Origin of the sequence: Bacteroides sp. AF39-16AC, assembly GCF_003602735.1 — a bacterium.
Lineage (GTDB): Bacteria > Bacteroidota > Bacteroidia > Bacteroidales > Bacteroidaceae > Bacteroides > Bacteroides uniformis.
This window is the reverse complement of sequence record NZ_QTLN01000017.1, coordinates 60,475-84,181: the sequence shown is the minus strand read 5'-3', so window position 1 is coordinate 84,181 and position 23,707 is coordinate 60,475. Positions and strand designations below refer to the sequence as shown.

The 23,707-nt window shown below is 48.1% G+C and carries 15 protein-coding genes; 8 read left to right on the top strand and 7 right to left on the bottom strand.

Annotated features, from left to right (window positions below):
* Positions 1-32: 32 nt before the first annotated feature.
* The 4 genes from purL to DW039_RS14255 all read left to right on the top strand — a co-directional run bounded on the left by purL (position 33) and on the right by DW039_RS14255 (position 9,158).
* Positions 33-3,737: a phosphoribosylformylglycinamidine synthase gene (gene purL, locus DW039_RS14270; protein ID WP_117866778.1), complete on the top strand. Its 3,705-nt coding sequence runs from the start codon at positions 33-35 to the stop codon at positions 3,735-3,737.
* A gap of 170 nt (positions 3,738-3,907) precedes the next feature.
* Entirely contained in the window at positions 3,908-7,951 is a 4,044-nt protein-coding gene (locus DW039_RS14265) for a two-component regulator propeller domain-containing protein (RefSeq protein WP_120382060.1), read from the top strand.
* Between the two features lie 17 nt (positions 7,952-7,968).
* Complete coding sequence (locus tag DW039_RS14260) at positions 7,969-8,511, top strand: chromate transporter (RefSeq protein ID WP_005826309.1); 543 nt, start codon at positions 7,969-7,971, stop codon at positions 8,509-8,511.
* Between the two features lie 77 nt (positions 8,512-8,588).
* Positions 8,589-9,158, top strand: coding sequence for a chromate transporter (locus DW039_RS14255; protein ID WP_005826308.1), 570 nt, complete (start codon positions 8,589-8,591; stop codon positions 9,156-9,158).
* Between the two features lie 52 nt (positions 9,159-9,210).
* On the opposite strand, the gene DW039_RS14250 is transcribed toward DW039_RS14255, so the two are convergent.
* Positions 9,211-10,722 (bottom strand): glycoside hydrolase family 10 protein, encoded by a 1,512-nt coding sequence (locus DW039_RS14250; protein ID WP_034525493.1) that lies wholly within the window; start codon positions 10,720-10,722, stop codon positions 9,211-9,213.
* A 40-nt stretch (positions 10,723-10,762) separates the two neighbouring features.
* On the bottom strand, positions 10,763-12,712 hold the full coding sequence (locus DW039_RS14245; protein WP_057256358.1) for a sensor histidine kinase KdpD: 1,950 nt from the start codon (positions 12,710-12,712) through the stop codon (positions 10,763-10,765).
* Between the two features lie 184 nt (positions 12,713-12,896).
* Between DW039_RS14245 and uvrA the strand changes: the two genes are divergently transcribed.
* Positions 12,897-15,680, top strand: coding sequence for an excinuclease ABC subunit UvrA (gene uvrA / locus DW039_RS14240; protein ID WP_120382057.1), 2,784 nt, complete (start codon positions 12,897-12,899; stop codon positions 15,678-15,680).
* 100 nt (positions 15,681-15,780) lie between these two features.
* Here the strand turns inward: uvrA and DW039_RS14235 are convergent, their stop codons facing one another.
* On the bottom strand, positions 15,781-16,959 hold the full coding sequence (locus DW039_RS14235; protein ID WP_120382056.1) for an energy transducer TonB: 1,179 nt from the start codon (positions 16,957-16,959) through the stop codon (positions 15,781-15,783).
* A 112-nt stretch (positions 16,960-17,071) separates the two neighbouring features.
* Here DW039_RS14235 and DW039_RS20955 point away from each other — a divergent pair, with 112 nt between their 5' ends.
* Positions 17,072-17,254 carry a hypothetical protein gene (locus DW039_RS20955; RefSeq protein WP_044467943.1) on the top strand — a complete coding sequence of 61 codons (183 nt, stop codon included), beginning with the start codon at positions 17,072-17,074 and terminating at the stop codon, positions 17,252-17,254.
* 208 nt (positions 17,255-17,462) lie between these two features.
* On the opposite strand, the gene DW039_RS14230 is transcribed toward DW039_RS20955, so the two are convergent.
* The 3 genes from DW039_RS14230 to DW039_RS14220 are packed head-to-tail and all read right to left on the bottom strand — an operon-like array spanning position 17,463 to position 19,628.
* Complete coding sequence (locus DW039_RS14230) at positions 17,463-17,951, bottom strand: outer membrane beta-barrel protein (protein WP_044467944.1); 489 nt, start codon at positions 17,949-17,951, stop codon at positions 17,463-17,465.
* 25 nt (positions 17,952-17,976) lie between these two features.
* Positions 17,977-18,198, bottom strand: a complete 222-nt coding sequence (locus DW039_RS14225) for a hypothetical protein (RefSeq protein ID WP_005826297.1) — start codon at positions 18,196-18,198, stop codon at positions 17,977-17,979.
* Entirely contained in the window at positions 18,198-19,628 is a 1,431-nt protein-coding gene (locus tag DW039_RS14220; protein WP_044467945.1) for a carbon starvation protein A, read from the bottom strand. The genes DW039_RS14225 and DW039_RS14220 overlap by 1 nt, the downstream gene beginning before the upstream one ends.
* A gap of 122 nt (positions 19,629-19,750) precedes the next feature.
* On the opposite strand from DW039_RS14220, the gene DW039_RS14215 reads away from it, so the two are divergent.
* Positions 19,751-21,208: a glycoside hydrolase family 10 protein gene (locus DW039_RS14215; protein ID WP_229126627.1), complete on the top strand. Its 1,458-nt coding sequence runs from the start codon at positions 19,751-19,753 to the stop codon at positions 21,206-21,208.
* Here the strand turns inward: DW039_RS14215 and DW039_RS14210 are convergent.
* Positions 21,192-22,400 carry a hypothetical protein gene (locus DW039_RS14210; protein ID WP_035449587.1) on the bottom strand — a complete coding sequence of 403 codons (1,209 nt, stop codon included), beginning with the start codon at positions 22,398-22,400 and terminating at the stop codon, positions 21,192-21,194. The two genes, DW039_RS14215 and DW039_RS14210, sit on opposite strands and share 17 nt — an antisense overlap.
* Positions 22,401-22,528: 128 nt before the next feature.
* On the opposite strand from DW039_RS14210, the gene DW039_RS14205 reads away from it, so the two are divergent.
* Positions 22,529-23,707 (top strand): ATP-binding protein, encoded by a 1,179-nt coding sequence (locus DW039_RS14205; RefSeq protein WP_005826292.1) that lies wholly within the window; start codon positions 22,529-22,531, stop codon positions 23,705-23,707.

Below are 23,707 nucleotides of genomic sequence, written 5' to 3'. Positions count from 1 at the left end.
AAATCGTAAATCGTAAAATCGTAAATATAACTATGATTCTTTTTTTCAGAACCCCATCCAAGAGTGTGATTGCCGTAGAATGTAATCATGAACTCCCCCAGGCAGACAGCGACAAACTCTGCTGGCTTTTTGGAGAAGCCACCCCCGAAAGTGAAGACAACCTGAAAGGACATTTCGTCGGCCCGCGCCGTGAGATGATTACTCCTTGGAGTACAAACGCCGTAGAAATCACCCAGAATATGGGGCTGGACGGCATCATACGCATCGAAGAGTACTTCCCCGTAAAAGATGAGAACGCAGACCACGACCCGATGCTGCAACGTATGTACAAGGGGCTGGACCAGAATGTATTTACAACCAACCGGCAGCCGGAACCGATTGTACACATCGAAGACCTGGAGGCATACAATGAAAAGGAAGGTCTGGCACTTTCCAAAGAGGAAATGGATTACCTCAAGAAGGTAGAGAGAGACCTCGGGCGCCCTCTGACAGACTCCGAAGTATTCGGCTTCGCGCAAATCAACTCCGAGCACTGCCGTCACAAAATCTTCGGCGGAACATTCATCATCGATGGAGTGGAACAGGAATCTTCACTCTTCCAAATGATAAAGAAGACCACACAAGAGAATCCCAACAAGATTATCTCTGCCTACAAAGACAATGTGGCCTTTGCCGAAGGTCCGGTTATCGAACAGTTTGCTCCGGCAGACCACTCCAAGCCCGACTATTTCCAAGTAAAAGACATCAAGAGTGTCATCTCCCTGAAAGCGGAAACACATAACTTTCCCACAACAGTAGAACCGTTCAACGGTGCGTCTACCGGTACGGGCGGTGAGATTCGCGACCGTATGGGCGGCGGTAAGGGCTCTTGGCCGATTGCCGGAACAGCCGTTTACATGACCTCCTACCCCCGTACGGAAGAAGGACGTCCCTGGGAAGAGATTCTGCCGGTACGCAAATGGCTGTATCAAACTCCCGAACAAATACTAATCAAAGCCTCCAATGGTGCCAGTGATTTCGGGAACAAATTCGGCCAACCGCTAATCTGCGGTTCCGTGCTCACTTTCGAACATAAGGAAAAAGATGAAGTCTATGGTTACGACAAAGTGATTATGCTTGCCGGAGGCGTAGGCTACGGTACCCAGCGTGACTGTTTGAAAGGTACACCGGAAGCCGGCAACAAAGTGGTTGTCATCGGTGGAGACAATTATCGCATCGGTTTGGGCGGCGGCTCCGTATCTTCCGTAGATACCGGACGCTACAGCAGTGGCATCGAGCTGAATGCTGTACAACGCGCCAACGCCGAAATGCAGAAACGCGCCTACAACGTGGTACGCGCACTTTGTGAGGAAGAGACCAATCCGGTGGTTTCCATCCACGACCACGGCTCTGCCGGACATGTAAACTGTCTGTCCGAATTGGTAGAGGAATGCGGCGGTTTAATTGACATGAGCAAGTTGCCCATCGGTGACACGACTCTGTCTGCCAAGGAAATCATTGCCAACGAAAGCCAGGAACGCATGGGCTTGCTGATTCAGGAAGAGGCCATCGAACATGTACGCAAGGTAGCCGAACGTGAGCGTGCCCCGATGTACGTAGTCGGTGAAACGACCGGCGACCATCGCTTTGCCTTCCAGCAAGCTGACGGTGTACGTCCGTTCGACCTCGCCGTAGAACAGATGTTCGGCTCTTCCCCCAAGACCTATATGGTGGACAAGACCGTGGAACGTCACTACGAAATGCCCCAATACGAAGTTTCCCAACTACACGAATACCTCACCAATGTGCTCCAACTGGAAGCTGTGGCTTGTAAAGACTGGTTGACAAACAAGGTGGACCGTTCTGTAACAGGCAAAATTGCTCGCCAACAGTGCCAGGGTGAATTGCAGTTGCCTCTGAGCGATTGTGGTGTGGTAGCTTTGGACTATCGCGGCGAAAAGGGTATCGCAACCTCTCTGGGCCATGCTCCCCAGGCGGCACTTGCCGACCCGGCAGCCGGCTCCGTTCTTTCCGTCAGCGAAGCATTGACCAACTTGGTTTGGGCACCGCTTGCCGAAGGTCTGGACAGCGTTTCCCTTTCTGCCAACTGGATGTGGCCTTGCCGTTCGCAAGAAGGTGAAGATGCCCGTCTGTACACGGCAGTAAAGGCCTTGAGTGACTTCTGCTGTTCCCTGCAAATCAATGTACCGACCGGTAAAGACTCTCTTTCCATGACACAGAAATACCCCGACGGCAGCAAAGTAATTTCTCCGGGCACGGTAATTGTTTCTGCCGGTGGAGAAGTTTCCGACGTCAAGAAAGTCGTATCTCCGGTGCTGGTTAACAATGAAAAGACTACCATTTATCATATAGACTTCAGTTTCGACAACCTGAAACTCGGCGGTTCCGCCTTTGCTCAGACCCTGGGCAAGGTAGGTGACGAAGTTCCCAGCGTGCAGGATGCCGAATACTTCCGCGATGCTTTCCTTGCCGTGCAGGAACTGGTCAACAAGGGACTGATTCTTGCCGGACATGATATTTCCGCCGGTGGTCTTATCACTACACTGCTTGAAATGTGCTTTGCCAATGTGGAAGGCGGTATGGAAATCAACCTGGATAAAATCAAGGAGCAAGACCTTATCAAGATTCTGTTTGCAGAGAACCCGGGTATCGTTATCCAGGTGAGCGACAAGCACAAGGAAGCTGTAAAGCAAATACTGGAAGATGCAGGCGTAGGTTACGTGAAGCTCGGCAAACCGACAGACGAACGCCATATTCTTGTATCAAAAGGCGATGCTACTTATCAGTTTGGCATCGACTATATGCGTGATGTATGGTACTCTACTTCTTATCTCCTTGACCGTAAGCAGTCCATGAACGGCTGCGCCAAGAAGCGTTTCGAAAACTACAAGATGCAACCGGTGGAATTCGCCTTCATGCCGGACTTCAAAGGCAAGTTCTCACAATACGGCATTAATCCGGACCGCCGTACACCGTCAGGTATACGCGCCGCCATCATCCGTGAAAAAGGAACCAACGGCGAACGCGAAATGGCCTACTCACTCTATCTGGCAGGCTTCGATGTGAAGGATGTTACAATGACCGACCTTATCAGCGGCCGCGAGACGCTGGAAGATGTAAACATGATTGTTTACTGCGGTGGTTTCTCCAACTCCGACGTTCTTGGTTCTGCTAAGGGTTGGGCAGGTGCTTTCCTCTTCAATCCGAAAGCAAAAGAAGCGCTCGACAAATATTATGCACGCGAGGATACGCTTTCACTGGGTGTCTGCAACGGCTGCCAGCTCATGATGGAACTTAATCTTATCAATCCCGAGCACAAGAAAAACGGCAAGATGCTTCATAATGACTCACACAAGTTTGAATCCAGATTCCTCGGTGTTACCGTCCCCACCAACCGCAGCGTAATGCTCGGCTCACTGAGTGGCAGCAAACTGGGTATCTGGGTAGCTCACGGTGAAGGAAAATTCTCCTTGCCATACGACGAGGACAAATACAACGTCGTGCTGAAATACTCATACGACGAATATCCTTCCAACCCCAACGGCTCAGATTATTCCATAGCCGGATTGGCAAGTGCCGACGGACGTCATCTGGCCATGATGCCCCACTTGGAACGTGCCATCTTCCCCTGGCAGAACGGTTGCTACCCCGCAGACCGCGTAAACAGCGACCAAATCACTCCTTGGGTAGAAGCATTTGTCAATGCACGCAAGTGGGTGGAAGCCAATAAAAAATGAGCTGAACTTCCTTTTTTATAAAAATGTAACAAGCGCGGGTTATGAATAATCCCGCGCTTGTTACATTTCTATTCTTCGCTTTCTTTTTGTTTTTCTCAAACAAAAGCATTATTTTTGTGTTTATTTTCAACTCTCCCTCAGTACAACATTCAAAAAACCGTTCGACAATTATGAAAAAGTACTTCTTTTTCTACATACTACTATTATTGCCAATTATAGGCATTGCACAAACATACAAATACATCGGTGTGGAAGACGGTTTGAGCAACAGACGGGTATATGCAATTCAAAAGGGACCTAAAGGTTACATGTGGTTTCTTACCCACGACGGCATCGACCGATACAACGGAAAGGACTTCAAGCCGTACAAATTGATGGATGGAGATGAAGAAGTGAATTCCATGATGAACCTGAATTGGCTCTATGTTGACCCCAAAGGCACCATATGGGAAATAGGCAAAAAAGGACGTGTGTTCCGCTATGATACAAAACACGATCGCTTTGTCCTGGTATACAAGCTACCCGAAAGCGAAGTGAAAGGACGTCCAACCCCTATCAGTTACGGTTTTGTGGATGCCAACAGCGTAATATGGCTTTGCAATGAAGATGCCCTATATCTGTACGACAGCAATACCCAGAAGGTAACATTCATTCAAAACGAAATAGGAGAACGAATTACGGATATCGCACAGATTGATTCGACCCACTTCTTCATCGGAACCGACATCGGCATACACTATGCTGAACTGGCCAACAACATCCTCACCCTCAGCCCCTGCAACCAGTTGGATACCTTGAAGATACAAATCAACGAACTATACTATCACAAACCATCCCACAAGGTTTTTATCGGTACTTTCCAGCGGGGAATATTCTCCTATGACCTAAACAAGCACAAGGTCATGCATATACCATCCGGACTGATGGACATCAGCATCAACTGTATCCGTGCCTTCAATGACAATGAGATTCTCATCGCAACGGACGGAGCCGGTGTCTACAAGATGAATACCGGTACCTATGCATCCGAACCGTATATCGTTGCCGACTACAATCGGTACAACTCAATGAACGGAAATACTATCAATGACATTTACATCGACAGCGAGCAGCGTATCTGGATGGCCAATTATCCCATCGGCATAACTGTACGCAACAACCGATATACCGATTACCAATGGATAAAACACTCTATCGGCAATAAACAATCACTCATCAATGACCAGGTAAACGCCATCATCGAGGACCATGACGGAGATTTATGGTTTGCCACGAACAACGGAATCAGCCTCTATTACAGCAAGACGAAACAATGGCATTCTTTTCTCAGCACCTTCGACTCCGAAAGCCATAGCAAAAATCACACCTTCATCTCACTATGCGAGGTGGAGCCCGGCATCATCTGGGCCGGAGGGTATAGTTCCGGCATCTACCAGATAAACAAGAAGCAACTGTCCATAGACTTCTTTACCCCATCCTTATTCAGCAATCTGAATATCCGGCCAGACAAGTATATTCGTTCCATTATGAAAGATTCTTCAGGAAACATCTGGTCCGGAGGGTATTATAACTTAAAAGAAATAGATTATTCCAGAAAAAACATACGGCACTTCCCGGGCTTGAATGGTATCACCGCTATCATAGAGAAGGACTCCACACATATGTGGATAGGCACTGCCACCGGCTTGTACCTATTGGAAAAAGTAACCGGTAAGTATAGCTATATCCAGATGCCGGTAGAATCCTATTACATCTATTCTCTATACCAAGCTTCCGACGGAATGCTGTATATCGGTACCAACAATGCCGGTTTACTGGTATATGATACGACCAAAAACACATTCAGACATTATCATAGAGACAACTGCGCTTTGATTTCCAATAATATCTATACACTATTGTCCGATGGTAAAGGAAATATCTTCCTGAGTACAGAACACGGTCTGTCCACCTTCTATCCTGCCGAAGAGACATTCCATAACTGGACCAAAGAACAAGGACTGAAGTCTGACCATTTCAACGCAGCCTCAGGCACCTTGAGGAAAAACGGCAATTTCATTTTCGGCAGTACGGATGGAGCCATAGAGTTCGACAAGGACATGGTCCTGCCTCGCGACTATAAGTTCAAAATGGTATTCAATGACCTGCGGGTATTCTATCAGACCGTTTATCCCAAGGATGAAGGTTCTCCACTTATTCTGGATATTGACGAGACAAAAACCTTGCGTTTGAAGTACAACCAGAACATCTTCTCATTGCAGGTCTCAGACATCAACTATGACTATCCTTCCCTAATTCTGTACTCCTGGAAACTGGAAGGCTTCTATGAGGGTTGGAGCCGTCCGGGAGAGGAAAACGTCATCCGTTTTACCAACCTGAGTCCGGGCAACTATACCCTCCGCGTACGTGCCATCTCCAACGAAGACCGTCGTATTGTCCTGGAGGAACGCAGTATGGACATCATTATCGAGCAACCCCTCTGGCTCAGTTTCTGGGCGCTGATACTCTATGCAGTAATTATCATATCCATTGCAAGCATCACTCTGCGAATAATAGTCTTGAGAAAACAGCGGAAAGAATCCGATGAGAAAATACGCTTCTTCGTCAATACGGCGCATGATATACGTACTCCACTGACGCTCATCAAAGCACCCTTGGAAGAAATCACCGAACGCGAGCAACTGACTTCCAGCGGACAGAGCAACATCAATACAGCCCTGCGAAACGTAAATGCCTTGTTGCGCCTGACCACCAACCTTATTAATTTCGAGCGCGCAGACACCTATTCCGGAAGTCTATACGTATCCGAATACGAACTGAGCACATATATGGAAGAGACGATCGATGCTTTCCGTTCATACGCAAACATAAAACACATCAACCTGACCTACGAAAGCAGCTTCCGTTATCTGAACGTATGGTTAGATAAGGACAAGATGGATTCCATTTTGAAAAATATCATATCCAACGCACTGAAATATACACCGGACGGCGGCAATGTACATGTCTTTACTTCCGAGACAGAAGATACCTGGAGTATTGAGGTGAAAGATACCGGTATCGGAATTCCGGCTTCAGAACAGAAAAAGCTGTTCAAGATGCATTTCCGTGGCAGTAATGCTATCAATTCCAAAGTTACCGGCAGCGGCATCGGACTACTTCTGGTAGGGAAACTTGTACACTTACATAAAGGAAAGCTCAACTTCAGCAGCATGGAAGGGAAAGGCTCTTGCATCAAAATCACGTTCCCCAAAGGGAACAAGCATTTCCGCAAAGCAATCCAACGCCCTCAACCCAAAAACGAACGGATTGTTTATTCGGCTTCCGGAGTGCCTATCAATGCCTCTACTACATCATCCCCTGCTTCCAGTGGAATCTACGACAAGACGCAGCAACAGTCACAAAACAACAGTAACCACCAGAAAATTCTTATTGTAGAGGACAATGACGAATTAAGGGAATATCTGCGCAGAACATTGTCTGAACAATACAACATACAAGTATGCTCCAATGGAAAAGAAGCACTGACCATTGTCAAGGAGTATATGCCCAACCTCGTCATTTCAGACATTATGATGCCGGAAATGAGAGGAGACGAATTGTGTCATATCCTGAAGAACGACATCGAGACATCACATATCCCCATCATCCTGCTCACAGCACTGAATACCGACAAGAATATCATCGAGGGACTGCAAAGCGGAGCGGATGAATATATTGTGAAACCCTTCAATATCGGTATATTGCGGGCAAACATTGCCAACCTGCTGACTAACCGGGCACTGTTGCGCCACAAATATGCCAGCCTGGACCTGAACGACGAGAAGAACAATACGGATTGCATCAACTGCTCCAACGACTTGGACTGGAAATTCATTGCAACCGTCAAAAAGAGCGTCGAAGACAATATGGACAACCCAAGCTTCAACGTCGACGTGCTCTGCAACCTGCTGAATATGAGTAGGACCAGCTTCTACAATAAGATAAAGGCACTGACCGACCAAGCTCCGGCTGACTACATCCGGCTGATTCGACTGAAACATGCTGCCCAACTTCTGAAAGAACAAAAGCATACCATCACCGAGATTTCAGAGCTGACCGGTTTCAGTGATGCGAAATATTTCCGTGAAGTATTCAAGAAACATTTCAATATGAGCCCAAGCCAGTATGCCAAGAGAGGGAAGGAAGAGAAAGATGATAAAGAAATAAAGTAAATTACAACATTTTGAATATGAATATATATCTTGAAGCATTCTCCATTTTCTTTAAGATAGGAGCCTTTACCATCGGCGGCGGTTATGCTATGGTACCGCTGATAGAAAACGAAATCGTAACCAAACGAAACTGGATAGCCAAAGAAGATTTCATTGACCTGCTTGCTATATCACAGTCCGCTCCGGGCATCCTTGCCGTCAATATATCCATTTTTATAGGGTATCGGCTACGGGGAATACGAGGGAGCATAATCACTGCATTGGGAACCATACTTCCTTCGTTTCTCATCATCCTCGCCATAGCGTTGTTCTTTCACAACTTCAAGGACAACACCATTGTGGAACGTATATTCAAAGGTATTCGCCCGGCAGTGGTTGCATTGATTGCAGCCCCTACATTCAGCATGGCTAAATCGGCCCGGATAAACCGATACAACATATGGATACCGGTGGTTTCAGCACTGCTCATCTGGCTGTTGGGCTTCTCTCCCATCTGGATTATCATTGCGGCAGGTGTAGGAGGATACTGCTTCGGACGTTTTCAACGTCCGAAGAATTAAAAATTAAAGAATTAAAAATTAAAAAGGATAGCAACATTAATCATTAATCACTAACCATTTATCATTAATTACTAATCATGGTTTTCTTACAGTTATTCTATACATTCTTTAAGATTGGGCTTTTCGGCTTTGGTGGCGGATATGCCATGTTGTCTATGATACAAGGTGAAGTAGTTACCCGTTACGGTTGGCTTACAGCGCAGGAATTTACTGATATTGTGGCAATCAGCCAGATGACACCCGGTCCGATAGGAATCAATTCGGCAACTTATGTGGGTTATACTACGATAGCTGATTGCTACGGTACAAGCTATGGTATTTTAGGTTCTATTATTGCTACGTTTGCCGTGGTGCTTCCTTCTTTCCTACTGATGCTGACCATCAGCAAATTCTTTCTGAAATACCAGAAACATCCTTCCGTGGAAGCGGTATTCAGTGGGCTCCGCCCGGCAGTAGTCGGTCTGCTGGCCTCAGCCGCGCTGGTATTGATGAATTCGGAAAACTTCAGTTCTCCCAAAGAAGACATATATTCCTTCGTCATCAGCTGCCTCATCTTCCTCGTGACATTTATAGGCACAAAGAAATATAAACTGAACCCGATAGGAATGATTGTAGCTTGTGGAATAGCAGGATTGATACTTTATTAGGGATTAAGGATTAAACGTTAATGATTAATCCCTAATCCTTAATCCCTAATTTTTAAAGTTTAATCTTCTTTCCAACGGATTTCGATTCATTATGCAGACGGTCCAAGGCTGTCACCACATAGCGGTACTTTGTCTTTCCGTCTTCGTAAGGAAGTTTATAGAAATTATCGCGCGTGATGGCTACAATATGGGAAGGGTCATCTATATTCACTTTCTCTTTGTCATTAAAGCGATAGACCACATATTGGACGGCACGGTTCATTTCCTCTTTATACTTGGGAGCTGTCCAGAAAAGAATATATCCGTCTTCCGTCCACACCGGTTTCATCTTACGTACCTTTGCCGGGGCTTCGTTATCCATGAAATCGAAAACGGGAGGTAGCGCCGGATACTTATGATATTCGGCAATCAGGGCATCGCGATACTTGCCTGCATTCTCTACAACCGCACTGGCAGGCCACTGGCAACTGCCACCGATGGTCTGATAGGCCCGTTGCAAGGCCATTTTGCGAGGAAGCTGATTTATCGACGGGTTCTTGGGGTCGGCATTCTGCACGGTGTTCATCACGGACTGGCCGATAAACAAGGGGCGGTTTTCCGTATTCCTGGCCCACCACTTCACCAGTGTCTCATAGTCGGCAACCGGATGTCCTATATGCCAATAAATCTGCGGAATATTATAGTCTATCCAACCTTCACGGGCCCACAGCAACACGTCCGCATAAAGGTCATCGTAGTTTTGCAGGCCTTTGGTCTTACTGCCAAGCGGGTCACTGCTTTCATTCCGGTAAATGCCAAACGGAGAAACCCCGAACTTCACCCACGGCTTGATTTCACGAATTGTTTCATGCAGTTTCTTAATCAGCACATTCACGTTGCTCCGGCGCCAGTCTCCTTTATTGCTGAAACCTCCGCCAAAACGTGCAAAACTTGCATCGTCAGGGAAATCCTTTCCCTTAATGGGATAAGGATAAAAGTAATCGTCCATATGAATGGCATCCACATCATAGCGGGAAACGATGTCGCTCACCACCATGCAGATGTGCCGGCGGCTCTCAGGCAGTGCCGGGTCAAAATACAACTGGTCGCCATAAGTGACAAACCATTCCGGATGGATATTGTACACATGATTGGGAGCCAACTCACTCTTCAAGGTCGTCTTCGTGCGATACGGATTAATCCATGCATGAAACTCCATACCACGCTTATGGCATTCATCAATCATAAACTGCATAGGGTCCCAATAGGGTTCGGGCGCTTTACCCTGCACTCCGGTAAGGAAACGACTCCACGGTTCCAGTCTGGAAGCATACAGAGCATCCGCTTCGGGACGTACCTGGAAAATTATGGCGTTGATTCCCGCCTTCTGCAAGGAATTCAACTGCCCGATCAGATTCTGCTTCAGTTTTTCGGTCGGCATTCCACGGAACTGTCCGTTTACTGACTGTATCCATGCTGCACGAAATTCACGTTTAGGATAGGCAGACCCGGTCTGCACTTGCGCAAATACTCCTCCCGCCATTAGCAGCAAGAAGAATACACATAAAAGGGATTTTACTCTCATTCTCTAATTACAGCTTTTTAACACTTAAAATAGTTTATAATTAAGGTTTGTCCTTCATCGGCCATTCCACAATAAAGCGGCATCCTCCGCAATAGGTGTCATCCAGATAAATCCGGCCTCCCACCAACTCCATTATCTCATTGGCTATGGCAAGCCCCAATCCGGACCCTTTGGTAAACGTGTCCACTTTATAAAAACGTTCGAAAATACGGTCCGATTCGTCCGGCCTGATGCCTATACCGGTATCCTCTATCACGAAGCGCAATACATGTCGGGACTTATCTTCCTCGCAGGAAACGCGTATATGACCTTCTTCCGTAAACTTCACCGCATTATCCAACAAAGACACCAGCACCATTTTCAGCCATTGCCGGGCTGCATAAAAGGCCATAATGCCGGAAGCAGGCACATATTCCAGTTCAACTCCCGGCTTCAGTTCCGGACGGAAGCCCTCAATACATTCCTTGCAACACGCATCCACTTCTATCTCCTCCCGCGGCATCTCCCACACTCGCGAATCCATATCCGCAATATTGAGTATGTTCTCCATCAGACTCAACAGATATGTATTGTTGCCCTCCACTTGTTCAACATACTCGCGTTTCTCCACATCATCCAGTTTCTCTTGAGCCAGCAAGGTAGAAAAGCCGACGATGGAATTCAACGGAGTACGGATTTCATGGGTGATATGCTGTATAAAGGAACTTTTGACCTGGCTCATTTTTTCCACCGCCCTGCGTGCAGCTTCCAACTTGCGGTTCATGGAGAGGGTGCGGATATACAGATAAGTAATGAGCAGCAAAAGCAACAATACCAGTCCGCCAACGGCCAAGGCTATCATCAGTCGTTCCTTGTTCAATCTGGCACTCAGCTCCAGCTTCTCCATCTTCAACCGGTCCACCTCAAACTGTGCCGTATATTTGCTTAGCTTGTCATCCATTTCTGCCGTACGCACGGAGTCACTCACGGCGGCATATCTGGCATAACTGCGGCAAGCCGCACGATAATCGCCCAACTGTTCCTGCAGTTCTCCTTTCATATAATGGTTATAAGGATAGCAAAGCCCCAGTGAATGCTGATAATCCATGAGTGAATCCACGTAAGCAATGTTACCTTTCAAATCACCGAGGATACGGCAACACATTATCTTATAGCCAAACCATGCTTCGGGCGTCGAGCTCTCCGGATGTTGACGGTAGAAGCGGTCAGTCTCCTCAATATAAGGCTCAGCAGCCTTTCTACCTTCATTGGCCAATAAGCCTATAACCCTGAATTCACAGAAACGCAGGTGCAGGGAAGGGTCTACGCCGACTTGTTTACGGTTCAGTTCATCCTCCAGTTGCGACAATTTACTCAGATACTCGCCGGCTTCTGCATACTCACTGCGTGAAAGATAAGTCTGGATAATATTAAGCAACACCACGTATGCGTCACGATAATAGCTGCCTTCCTCGAAAAGTTTCAGTGCATTGTTGTAATTCTCTATACACAGTTTTACGTTGTTTCCAAAGACCCGATGGTTATACCCGATGCACATTTCGCCACATGCCAATCCGTATTTGTCCCGGGCTTGCTCGGCATCCTGATGGAGCCTGACGGTTTCAGCCATCGCCTCCTCCTGCATACCTTTCTCTGTCATGCGCTGAATGTACTGCCGCCACGCCATATACCGGTCTCGTGTCCGTTGGTATTTCCGGCACCAGTCCATATATTCATAGGTTGCGGCTTTCAGGTGGTCAATGTCCCCCAACTGATAATAATGAGAAATCAGGTTGTTGTGGGCATCGCTAATCTGTACCGTATCGTTCAGTTCGCGGGCAAATTTCATCCACCGGGCATTGACGGAAGGCAGCCGGTCTTGTCCCAACACTTTCCGCGCACTATCTGCCAGAGCTTTCATCTCTCCATAAGGGTCTTCGGCATACAAGATTGAGGGGTATAAACCTAATACCAGCACAACAAGAAGCCATTTTATATTACGCTTTACCATGTTCGGACATTAAAAGGAGTCGGATGCGAATTTAGTGCTTTTATTTAATGTAAATTAGCAGTCATCCTAAAGTATAACAAATCTTAACCTTGCCTGTCTGATACGATTTTTCCAGCAGGTTCGTTTTATTCTACCCCGGTTTGCATTATCTTTGCAAATCCTAAATCACATAAGTGACTTTTATATGGCAGAAAATACATCGATTATCATAAAGGGAGCTCGTGTCAATAACCTCAAGAACATTGACGTAGAGATTCCCCGTAACAAACTCGTAGTCATCACCGGACTGTCCGGTTCCGGAAAATCCTCACTTGCTTTCGATACATTATATGCCGAGGGGCAGCGCCGCTACGTGGAGAGCTTGAGCAGTTATGCCCGCCAGTTTTTGGGACGTATGAGCAAGCCTGAATGCGATTTCATCAAAGGGATTCCACCTGCCATTGCCATTGAGCAGAAAGTAAGCAGCCGTAACCCACGGTCCACCGTGGGTACCTCCACTGAAATATACGAATATCTGCGGTTGCTCTACGCACGTGTCGGTAAGACCTTCAGCCCGGTCAGCGGACAAGAAGTGAAGAAACACTCGGCAGAAGATATCGTGAAGTGCATGCTGGAATATCCGGAAGGAACCAGGTATACCGTGCTCGCCCCGATATTGCTGCGCGAAGACCGCACGCTGCAACAACAACTGGAGATAGACATGAAGCAAGGTTTCACCCGTCTGGAAGTGAACGGTGAAATGATGCGCATCGACGAATACAAGCCGAAAGCCGGAGACACTGTTTTTCTGTTGATTGACCGTATGACAGCCTCTTCAGAAAAGGATTCCGTCAGCCGCCTCACCGACTCGGCCGAAACAGCCATGTACGAAGGAGACGGTGCCTGCCTGCTGCGTTTCTACCAGCCCGACGGGAGTACCTGCCTCTATCGTTTCAGCACCAAGTTCGAAGCAGACGGCATCACCTTCGAAAAACCGAACGACCAGATGTTCTCCTTCAACTCTCCCATCGGTGCATGCCCCGCATGCGAGGGATTCGGGAAAGTCATCGGCATCGACGAGCATCTCGTGATACCCGACCGCTCCTTATCCGTCTATGATGGCGCTGTAGTATGCTGGCGGGGCGAAAAGATGAGCGAATGGAGGGATATGGTGATACACGGAGCCGAGAAAGCCGACTTCCCCATCTTCACTCCCTATTATGAACTGACCGACGAGCAACGCCGGATGCTGTGGGAAGGGACACCCTACTTTGAGGGCATCAACGCCTTCTTCAAGATGGTGCAGGAAAATCAGTACAAGATACAATACCGTGTGATGCTGGCACGCTACCGCGGAAAGACGCTCTGCCCCAAATGCCACGGTACCCGCCTGAAACCCGAAGCAAACTACGTACGCGTGGGAGGACGCAACATCTCCGAACTGGTAGATTTGCCCATCACTGAGTTGAAGCTCTTCTTCGACAACCTGCAGCTAGACCCACATGACGCCGACATAGCCCGCCGCATCCTGACAGAAATCAACAGCCGCATCCAATTCCTATTGGATGTCGGTTTGGGATACCTCACGCTGAACCGCCTCAGCAACTCGCTCTCCGGCGGTGAAAGCCAGCGAATCAACCTCGCCACCTCGCTGGGAAGTAGTCTGGTGGGCAGCCTGTATATTCTTGACGAACCGAGCATCGGCCTGCATAGCCGCGATACGGACAAACTGATACACGTGCTCCGCCAGCTGCAACAGTTGGGCAATACGGTAGTGGTAGTGGAACACGATGAAGAGATTATCCGTGCTGCCGACTATATCATCGACATCGGTCCCCGGGCAGGCCGCCTGGGAGGGAAGGTCGTCTACCAAGGAGATATGAAAGACCTTCAGAAAGACAGTGACAGCTATACCGTGCGCTATCTGCTGGGCGAAGAAACCATCCCCCTGCCGGAACACCGCCGCCCGTGGAACAACTACATAGAAATAAAAGGCGCGCGCGAAAACAACCTGAAGGGTGTAGAGGCACGGTTCCCGCTGAATGTAATGACCGTAGTCACCGGTGTCAGCGGTTCGGGCAAGAGTACGCTGGTGCGCGACATCTTCTACCGCGCCCTGAAACGCGAGTTGGACGAATGCAGCGAACGCCCGGGCGAGTTCACTTCCATTGGAGGAGACTTGCAGAACCTGCGCAATGTAGAGTTTGTTGACCAGAATCCTATCGGGAAGTCATCGAGAAGTAACCCCGTGACCTACATCAAGGCCTACGATGAAATCCGTAAACTATGGGCGGACCAACCACTTGCCAAGCAGATGGGATACAGTGCCGGATACTTCAGCTTCAACAGCGAAGGCGGCCGTTGCGAAGAATGCAAGGGTGAAGGTACCATCACTGTGGAAATGCAATTCATGGCAGACCTTGTACTGGAATGCGAATCCTGCCACGGCAAACGCTTCAAGGCAGACACGCTGGAAGTGAAGTTCCACGACATGAATATCTACGACGTATTGGAGATGACCGTAAACCAAGCCATCGAATTCTTTACGCAACACGGACAGAAAAAGATTGTGAAGAAGCTGCAACCCTTGCAGGATGTAGGTTTGGGATATATCAAACTGGGGCAAGCCTCCTCCACCCTCTCAGGTGGAGAGAACCAGCGCGTGAAACTCGCCTTCTACCTCAGCCAGGAGAAAGCAGACCCGACCATGTTCATCTTCGATGAACCGACCACCGGACTACACTTCCATGACATCAAGAAACTGCTCGAAGCCTTCGATGCCCTAATACGCCGCGGGCACAGCATTGTCATCATCGAACATAATCTGGATGTGGTGAAGTGTGCGGACCATGTGATAGACCTGGGGCCCGAAGGAGGGGACAAAGGAGGAAACATCGTAGCTACCGGTACACCGGAGGAAGTGGCGAAGTGTGCGGCAAGTTATACGGGACAATTCTTGCAAGAGAAATTACACCCCTCGCTTCCTTAAATAGAACACAGAGGCACGGAGACACAGAGATATTAAATTCAAGGAAAAAGAATAAAACTCTATGCCTCCGTGTCTTTGTGCTTAATCTTACCGGGTGCTACTACTCCAATTTAAAAGTAACCGGAAAAGTAAATTCCACCTTCACGGCTTTACCCTGCTGCATCCCCGGTTTCCATTGTGGCATCAATTCTACAATCCGTAATGCTTCCTCATCCAGGGCAGGATACCTGCTGCGCATAATAACGGGGTCCGTCACACGACCATTCTCGTCAATCACCACGCTGACAGCAACTCTTCCTTGAATGCCATTCTTACGGGCTTCTTCCGGATAACGGATATTCTTTTGAATAAAATCCATTAAGGCTTTCATACCTCCCGGAAACTCGGGCATCACTTCCACTACTTTATAGACCGGTTCTTCCATTGGCTCTTCCGTTATCAATTGTGGGCTCCCGCCCTTCCCTGCATCCGAAACATAAGGGGGAAGAGATGTCTTTTCCGCCGTTCTCCATTCTTCCTCATTGTCCGTCAATCTGAACTCAGCCATCATCAAGACAGGTTTCCTCCTGATGGTTATCTCATAAAAGTAACGGTAGCGTCCCGGCTTGTTGGGATGCACATCCGGATAAAGAGAGGCTTTCATAACCCTTTCCTCCCCATCCCGCAGCACATAGGCGATGTCCCAAAAGGCAGCGTTTATCGGCAATTCCCGCCAGGTACCTTTTTCGTCTTCGAACGTCAGGTAGTAATGCTCGCCGCAGGTCAAATCTCCGCCACTGTGATTGCTGAGGATGAATGTCGCATGAGGCGCTTTCGTTGAAAAGACTGGATATTCGGGACGGATATGGATGCCACGAATATGATTCCTGCCTACTCTCTCGTTGATGACGGGGACTTCTACACCATGAAAACAGAAAACGGGGGAGTCCATTATCTCCTCCCGGAACTCTTTCCGTTTTTCAGGAGTATTCACAATCAAATCTATATCTATGCAATGCATCCCCACCCCATATCCGGTCACATTCCTCCGGATGTGTGTGTAGGTTGTGTTTTCCAACCGCTTTCTCAGTTCGTCGTGAATGGCAAGCAATTGTTTTTGCAAGCAGTCACCGTCATCCACGAGCCCTATCTTGAGGCTATCGCTCACTGATTTTTCCTGCAACCGTCGGTCTAACCCTACCGTATCTACAGAATCTTCAGGCATTTCTACGCGTTCCGTCTTATTCATCTTGCAGGATGAAAGGCAACAAAGCAATAGGAGAAAACAAACTCTGTTCATAGCATTTTGTATTTCAAGTCCATAGCATCAAATATACTCATTTTCGCAATCATAATCAAAAATAGAACCCCTAATCTCATAAGACTATATTAGGAATACATGTAATAACGGTATGAGAATAGAAAAGATTACGGCTAAAAGACACTGCATCGCCACTGCAAAGTCACTGCATTCCTTTTGCAGTGCTGCTGCACGCCCATTGCAGTACGACTGCAACCGTATTGCAGAGCTACTGCAAGCCTCATGCAGTGACACTGCAAAAAGCGTGCAGAACTTTGCAGTAGGAAAGAACTGATAACTAAGATAATAGCGCCAATGAAAGAAGTATGCAGTACAATTGAAATGGAAACGAAATGGGCGTGACAGATAAGTGTAACGATTCTTATCTATCACGCCTATCTATCACGCGGTAAGGTATTTGTAATCAATAGAATATACCCCTCCGCGTGATAGCATGACAGATGTTTTGCAAAAACAAACTCTGTGGTAGTAGCAAAATGAGATTAGAAATAGAATCCGAAACCTACTTTCAGACCAAATTTAGAACGGTCGTCGTTAATGTTCCAATAAGCAGCAGGCTCAATGGTTACCGTACGCGTCAGGAAGAACGCATAACCGGCTTCCAGACCGAAAGAGAACTTGGTATCATCCAAATCGTGTCCCCAATCCCAACGGTCCACATTGACATCGGCACCCAGATACACGCCAATCTTGTCGAAATAATAACGTCCGCCTACACCCAGCGTATAGACATCGAGGTCAGATCCTCCGGTATTCCAAGCAGCTCCGGCATGCACCAGCAAGGCGATGTTGTCGAGCAGGAAAGCACCTCCCTTGGCTTCAAGGCCAAAACTTGTCTTGTCGGTTCCCGTGTCATGAGAAAATTCCAAACCGGTGATGGACGGGTTCAAAATCCACTTACCTTTTTCAAACTGTGCCTGAGCTGCCACTGTGACAACAAGCAAGCAAACGAATAATGCCAGTTTTTTCATCTTGTTCTGTTTTTTGAGTAAATAATCAATGTTGTTTATTGTCTTCTTCGAATCGCTTGCGTTGCAGCGCCTCCTTCTTGCGAAGCACCAGCCACAGCACAAATACAATGAGGTACGAAGCAGCTACGGTGACATACTTCTCAGTATCGCTGATTTCCGTATTGCGGGGAAGGAAATAAGCGGCAGTAGCAGAAACGTAAATAAGCAGGGCCAACGTGAGCCCGGTAGATTTCTTGATTTTCTTCATTACCAAAGTTTTTTAGTCGTCTTAAAATACCAAATATTAAACCAAATAGCAGCCAGCACAACAGCTATCAAGGCTACGCCCAGCGCATAATTCGGACCGAGCCCGAAACCTTCGGGAGCAATGCAGATGTAAGTGGTACACACAGCCGTCATGAATAATGCCGGGAAATAGGTGACGTAATAATAACGTCCTTTCTTCTCGCGTACCAGATAGACCGTAATGGCCCACAACGTAAAGACGGACAGAGTCTGATTGGCCCAGGCAAAATAACGCCAAATCATGTCAAATCCATCCTTGTCCCGCAGGCTGTAAAGCAACAAGCTAATGGCTACCAGGAACATCGGGATGCATATATATAAACGGCGACGCATGGATTTTTGTTCCATTCCCAAGAAATCCGCCACAATGAGGCGCGCTGAACGGAAAGCCGTGTCGCCACTGGTAATAGGCGCGGCAATAACACCCAGAATGGCCAGTACACCACCTACGGCACCCAGCCAGTCTTTTGTAATGGCGTCTACAATGATAGAGGCATTCGTCTCCCCCATCCCGTTCTCGTGGAAGAAATAAGTGGCGGCGGCAGCCCATATCAGGGCTACAATGCCTTCGGTTATCATTGCCCCATAGAAAACGGGGCGTCCGTGGCGCTCGCTTGTCATGCAACGTGCCATCAGCGGACTCTGCGTGGCATGGAAGCCACTGATGGCACCGCAGGCAATGCTGACGAACATGATGGGGAAGATGGGCAATGCAACCGCATCGGGATGCGTGTTCTGCAATCCGTCCCATATCTCCGGCAATGCAGGATGGTTGACGTAAAGCATTACCAGAATACCGACCGCCATGAACAGCAGGGCAACGGCGAACAGCGGGTATATCTTACCGATAATCTTATCTACCGGCAGCAAAGTGGCAAAGATATAATAAGCGAAAACAACAATAATCCAGAAGGTGGTATCCAAGCTGTCGGGGGTCAACTTGGCAAGCAGTCCGGCCGGCCCTGCCACAAAGACAGCTCCCACCAATATCATCAGGATGACGGTAAAGCCGCGCATCACCTGCTTGGTGGTCAGCCCCAGATAGCGTCCGATGATTTCCGGCAGGCTTTCCCCGTCATGCCGCAAGGAGAGCATACCGGCAAGATAGTCGTGCACTGCACCGGCAAAGATACTGCCAAGTACAATCCACAGATAGGATGCCGTACCGAACTTGGCTCCCATGATGGCACCGAAGATAGGTCCCAACCCGGCAATATTGAGAAACTGTATCATAAAGATTTTCCAAGTAGGCAGTGGAATGTAATCCACACCATCGGCTTTGGTAAGGGCGGGTGTTTTGCGGTCATCGGGACCAAAGACGCGTTCTATGAAGCGTCCGTAGATAAAATAGCCGGCTATCAACGCCAGCAGGCAAAGCGTAAATGTAATCATGGCGTGTTAATATCTTTAATGTATGCAAATGTAACAGTTTCCAAGTAAACAGCACAAAATAATCGGGTGTTTTGCTTATCTTCGCCGAGAAATATGACAGAAATAAAGAAGAAAAGAGAAAAATGAAACGAATTATTTCCATTTTACTATATATGGCCGTCTTGCTGCCACTGGCTGCGCAACCGCCCAAGCATGAAGTGCGTGCCGCCTGGATAACCGCCGTCTATGGCCTGGACTGGCCGCAGACACGCGCCACTTCGCCCGAAGGCATCCGCAAGCAACAGGCCGAACTGATTGAAATATTGGACAGACTGAAAGCCGCCAATTTCAACACAGTACTGTTCCAGACCCGTACACGGGGAGATGTCCTCTACAAATCAGCCATCGAGCCCTACAACTCCATACTGACCGGAAAGGTGGGCGGCGACCCCGGCTACGATCCGCTGGCTTTTGCCATAGCCGAATGCCACAAGCGCGGTATGGAGTGCCATGCCTGGATGGTGACCATCCCTCTGGGCAACCGCAAGCATGTAGCCGCCCTCGGTAAAGAGTCCGTCACCAAAAAGAAACGCGCCATCTGCGTACCCTACAAACGCGAATACTTCCTGAATCCCGGACATCCGCAAACCAAAGAGTACCTGATGAGCCTTGTCCGCGAAGTGGTGGAACGCTACGATGTAGACGGGATACACTTCGACTACCTGCGCTATCCGGAAAACGCCCCCCGTTTTCCCGACAGCTACGACTACCGCAAATACAGCAAAGGACGCAGCCTTGCCCAATGGCGCAGAGACAACCTGACGGAAATAGTACGCTATATATATAAAGGTGTAAAAGCCATGAAACCCTGGGTAAAGGTCAGCACCTGCCCGGTAGGAAAATACAAAGACACTTCCCGCTACCCCTCCCGTGGCTGGAATGCCTTCCACACCGTCTATCAAGACGTGCAGGGTTGGCTGGGCGAGGGCATCCAGGACCAGATTTATCCGATGCTCTATTTCCGTGGCAATCATTTCTATCCCTTTGCCCTCGACTGGCAGGAACAAAGTAACGGACGCCAAATCATTCCCGGTCTGGGCATCTACTTCCTCGACCCCAGCGAAGGGAACTGGACGCTGGACGAGATTGAACGGCAGATGCACTTTATCCGCGCCCACGGTCTGGCGGGCGAGGCACACTACCGCGTGAAGTATCTGATGGACAATACGCAAGGGCTTTATGATGCGCTGGAAGAAGACTTCTATACCGCCCCGGCCCTGCAACCCGCCATGCCGTGGATAGACAATGTAGCTCCTACACCTCCCGCCGGACTCACGGTGGAAACACCGGAAAACGGCTATTGGAAACTAAGCTGGCAACCCGCCACGGACAATGACAAGCGGAATGCTCCGATGTATGTAATCTACGGTTCGGACACCTATCCCGTAGATACCTCCAATCCGGAGAATATCCTGGCACAACGAGTACAAGGCACGGAATATACCTATGCCCCCATCCGCCCGTGGACTGCCCGAAAATATTTTGCCGTGACAGCCATAGACCGTTGCGGAAACGAAAGCGAAGCTATTCAGCAGCAGTGACACAGACAAAAGCCCGGTAACGGCTCTTCGGAGTGACCGGTACCAGAGGCAGATAGCCGGAAACAACCCTGCCGTCCTTCACCACCAGCGGATAGCTTTGCATATCCTGCTCATGCCGCTCCATCAAAGCTTCATGGGTCGGAAAACAATCAATGGAGAAACGTCCCTCCCCACCGGGGACAATGAAATGATCACTAAGCACATGGGAAACGATTCCCATATTCATCCGTAGATTTATTTCGACATGGGGGTTGATGGCATACGGATGCCCTTTCTTCTGACGGCAGACCATCATGTCCACACCCAAGAAACCCATATAAGATGTAGCATAACTCGTTTCCAATGCTTTCTGCATCATATTGCGTATGCGTACAAATGCTTCAAAGGGTACATATTGCTGAATCCATTCCTCCACTTGCTCATCCGAAGTAAGGATATTACCACGATATGCCCCTTTGTCATCCGTAACAAAACGGGAATAGCCGACAAAAAGAAGCTTTCCCCGACCATCCGAATAAAATTCCATGGCAAAGTCTTCCACCTTATTAAATATAGGCTCCATCACAAAACCTCTATTTTCTTTCAGCGCCCTACTACACCAATCGGAAACATTTTTCGTAAAGCCATGACGGCACCAACACAATCCCTTTCCACTTCCCGACCAAAGTGATTTGAACACACATCCCTCCTTGTAACGATCAACAATATCCGGAGAGATATCCGTCATTCTACCATCAGCCTCCACCAAGCAACAACCGTCACCACAAGTATAATCTATTTTATTGAAATAGAAAAGTGCGCGAAAAGCCAAAGCGTTACTACGGGCAGCCTTCATACGATATTTATCCAAAGCATCCGGCGTAGGAAGATTTTTTTCCAGAACACCGCCTTTCAACATCCGTTTACGGATAGCGGGGTTCCATCCCCAAGGCATTACCCGCACATCAGCATAATCGGGCAGCTCCGGCTCTGTCACCAAATGCACATCCAGCCGGAACAACTGTTGCATCTGTTTCAGATAATCTGCATTATAGGCGGAAGAGGCCAGTACCCCACTACCCGGCTGGGCATACCAAATCGGCAACAAAGCCAAGTCTTCAGCCATACGGCGGATGGTAGCGGGCGCCATATAATTTTCTTCATTATTTCCCAATGCCATATCTGCATCAGGATTGAACACATAAAGTTTCATCTTTCAAATGTTAACCAATTACTCACGTTTTGTATGAGAGTGCAAAGTTATATAATATTTTGCCATCTCTACTTTGCAAATCTATAAAAAAGCCGTATATTTGTCGCCCGATAAACCGAATTTAAAGCATGGAAGCATTTTACCGTACACACGCTTATCTCGTAGAGCATACCAATGCCCCCGTACGCCGCGACCTCATGGACGAAATAGACTGGAATGACCGTCTTATCGGTATCAAAGGCACAAGAGGCGTAGGTAAGACCACTTTCTTGCTGCAATATGCCAAAGAGAAATTCGGCACAGACCGCTCCTGCCTCTTCATCAACATGAACAACTTCTACTTCTCCGGACATGGCATCGTGGAGTTCGCCGCCGAATTCCAGCGTCGCGGAGGAAAAGTGCTGTTGATAGACCAGGTATTCAAGTACCCGGAATGGAGCAAGGAACTGCGTATGTGCTACGACCGCTTCCCCAACCTGAAAATCGTGTTCACCGGCTCGTCCGTGATGCGCCTGAAAGAGGAGAATATGGAGTTGCGCGACATCGTGAAGAGCTACAACCTGCGCGGCTTCTCCTTCCGCGAATACCTGAACCTGCAGACGGGCATGAAGTTCCACGCCTATCCGTTGGAAGAAATCTTGAGCAACCACGAACAGATAGCCAAAGGCATCCTCTCCAAAGTACGTCCATTGGACTACATGCAGGACTATATGCACCACGGCTTCTACCCTTTCTTCCTCGAAAAGCGTAACTTCTCGGAGAATCTGCTCAAGACAATGAACATGATGGTGGAAGTAGACATCTTGCTCATCAAACAAATTGAGCTGAAATACCTTTCGAAGATAAAGAAATTACTATATTTGTTGGCCGTGGACGGGCCGAAAGCGCCGAATGTCAGCCAACTGGCAAACGACATACAGACCTCCCGTGCCACCGTGATGAATTACATCAAGTATCTGGCAGACGCACGACTCATCAATATGGTCTATCCGAAGGGAGAAGAATTCCCCAAGAAGCCGTCGAAGATAATGATGCACAATTCAAATCTGATGTATTCCATCTATCCCGTCAAGGTGGAAGAGCAAGACGTACTGGACACTTTCTTTGCCAACACAATGTGGAAGGACCACAAGGTGAACAAGGGCGACAAGAACATCTCGTTCATGGTAGATGAGGTGATGCCTTTCAAGATTTGTCCGGAAGGAACAAAGATAAAGAATAATCCGGGAGTTACTTATGTACTGCATAAGGCAGAAATAGGCCGAGGCAACCAAATACCTCTCTGGTTATTCGGTTTCTTGTATTAA

What these genes read in the sequence shown, in the direction of transcription:
- purL (WP_117866778.1), top strand. Translation starts at nt 33, where the DNA reads ATGATTCTTTTTTTCAGAACCCCATCCAAGAGTGTGATTGCCGTAGAA.
- DW039_RS14265 (WP_120382060.1), top strand. Translation starts at nt 3,908, where the DNA reads ATGAAAAAGTACTTCTTTTTCTACATACTACTATTATTGCCAATTATA.
- DW039_RS14260 (WP_005826309.1), top strand. Translation starts at nt 7,969, where the DNA reads ATGAATATATATCTTGAAGCATTCTCCATTTTCTTTAAGATAGGAGCC.
- DW039_RS14255 (WP_005826308.1), top strand. Translation starts at nt 8,589, where the DNA reads ATGGTTTTCTTACAGTTATTCTATACATTCTTTAAGATTGGGCTTTTC.
- DW039_RS14250 (WP_034525493.1), bottom strand. Translation starts at nt 10,722, where the DNA reads ATGAGAGTAAAATCCCTTTTATGTGTATTCTTCTTGCTGCTAATGGCG.
- DW039_RS14245 (WP_057256358.1), bottom strand. Translation starts at nt 12,712, where the DNA reads ATGGTAAAGCGTAATATAAAATGGCTTCTTGTTGTGCTGGTATTAGGT.
- uvrA (WP_120382057.1), top strand. Translation starts at nt 12,897, where the DNA reads ATGGCAGAAAATACATCGATTATCATAAAGGGAGCTCGTGTCAATAAC.
- DW039_RS14235 (WP_120382056.1), bottom strand. Translation starts at nt 16,959, where the DNA reads ATGAACAGAGTTTGTTTTCTCCTATTGCTTTGTTGCCTTTCATCCTGC.
- DW039_RS20955 (WP_044467943.1), top strand. Translation starts at nt 17,072, where the DNA reads ATGAGAATAGAAAAGATTACGGCTAAAAGACACTGCATCGCCACTGCA.
- DW039_RS14230 (WP_044467944.1), bottom strand. Translation starts at nt 17,951, where the DNA reads ATGAAAAAACTGGCATTATTCGTTTGCTTGCTTGTTGTCACAGTGGCA.
- DW039_RS14225 (WP_005826297.1), bottom strand. Translation starts at nt 18,198, where the DNA reads ATGAAGAAAATCAAGAAATCTACCGGGCTCACGTTGGCCCTGCTTATT.
- DW039_RS14220 (WP_044467945.1), bottom strand. Translation starts at nt 19,628, where the DNA reads ATGATTACATTTACGCTTTGCCTGCTGGCGTTGATAGCCGGCTATTTT.
- DW039_RS14215 (WP_229126627.1), top strand. Translation starts at nt 19,751, where the DNA reads ATGAAACGAATTATTTCCATTTTACTATATATGGCCGTCTTGCTGCCA.
- DW039_RS14210 (WP_035449587.1), bottom strand. Translation starts at nt 22,400, where the DNA reads ATGAAACTTTATGTGTTCAATCCTGATGCAGATATGGCATTGGGAAAT.
- DW039_RS14205 (WP_005826292.1), top strand. Translation starts at nt 22,529, where the DNA reads ATGGAAGCATTTTACCGTACACACGCTTATCTCGTAGAGCATACCAAT.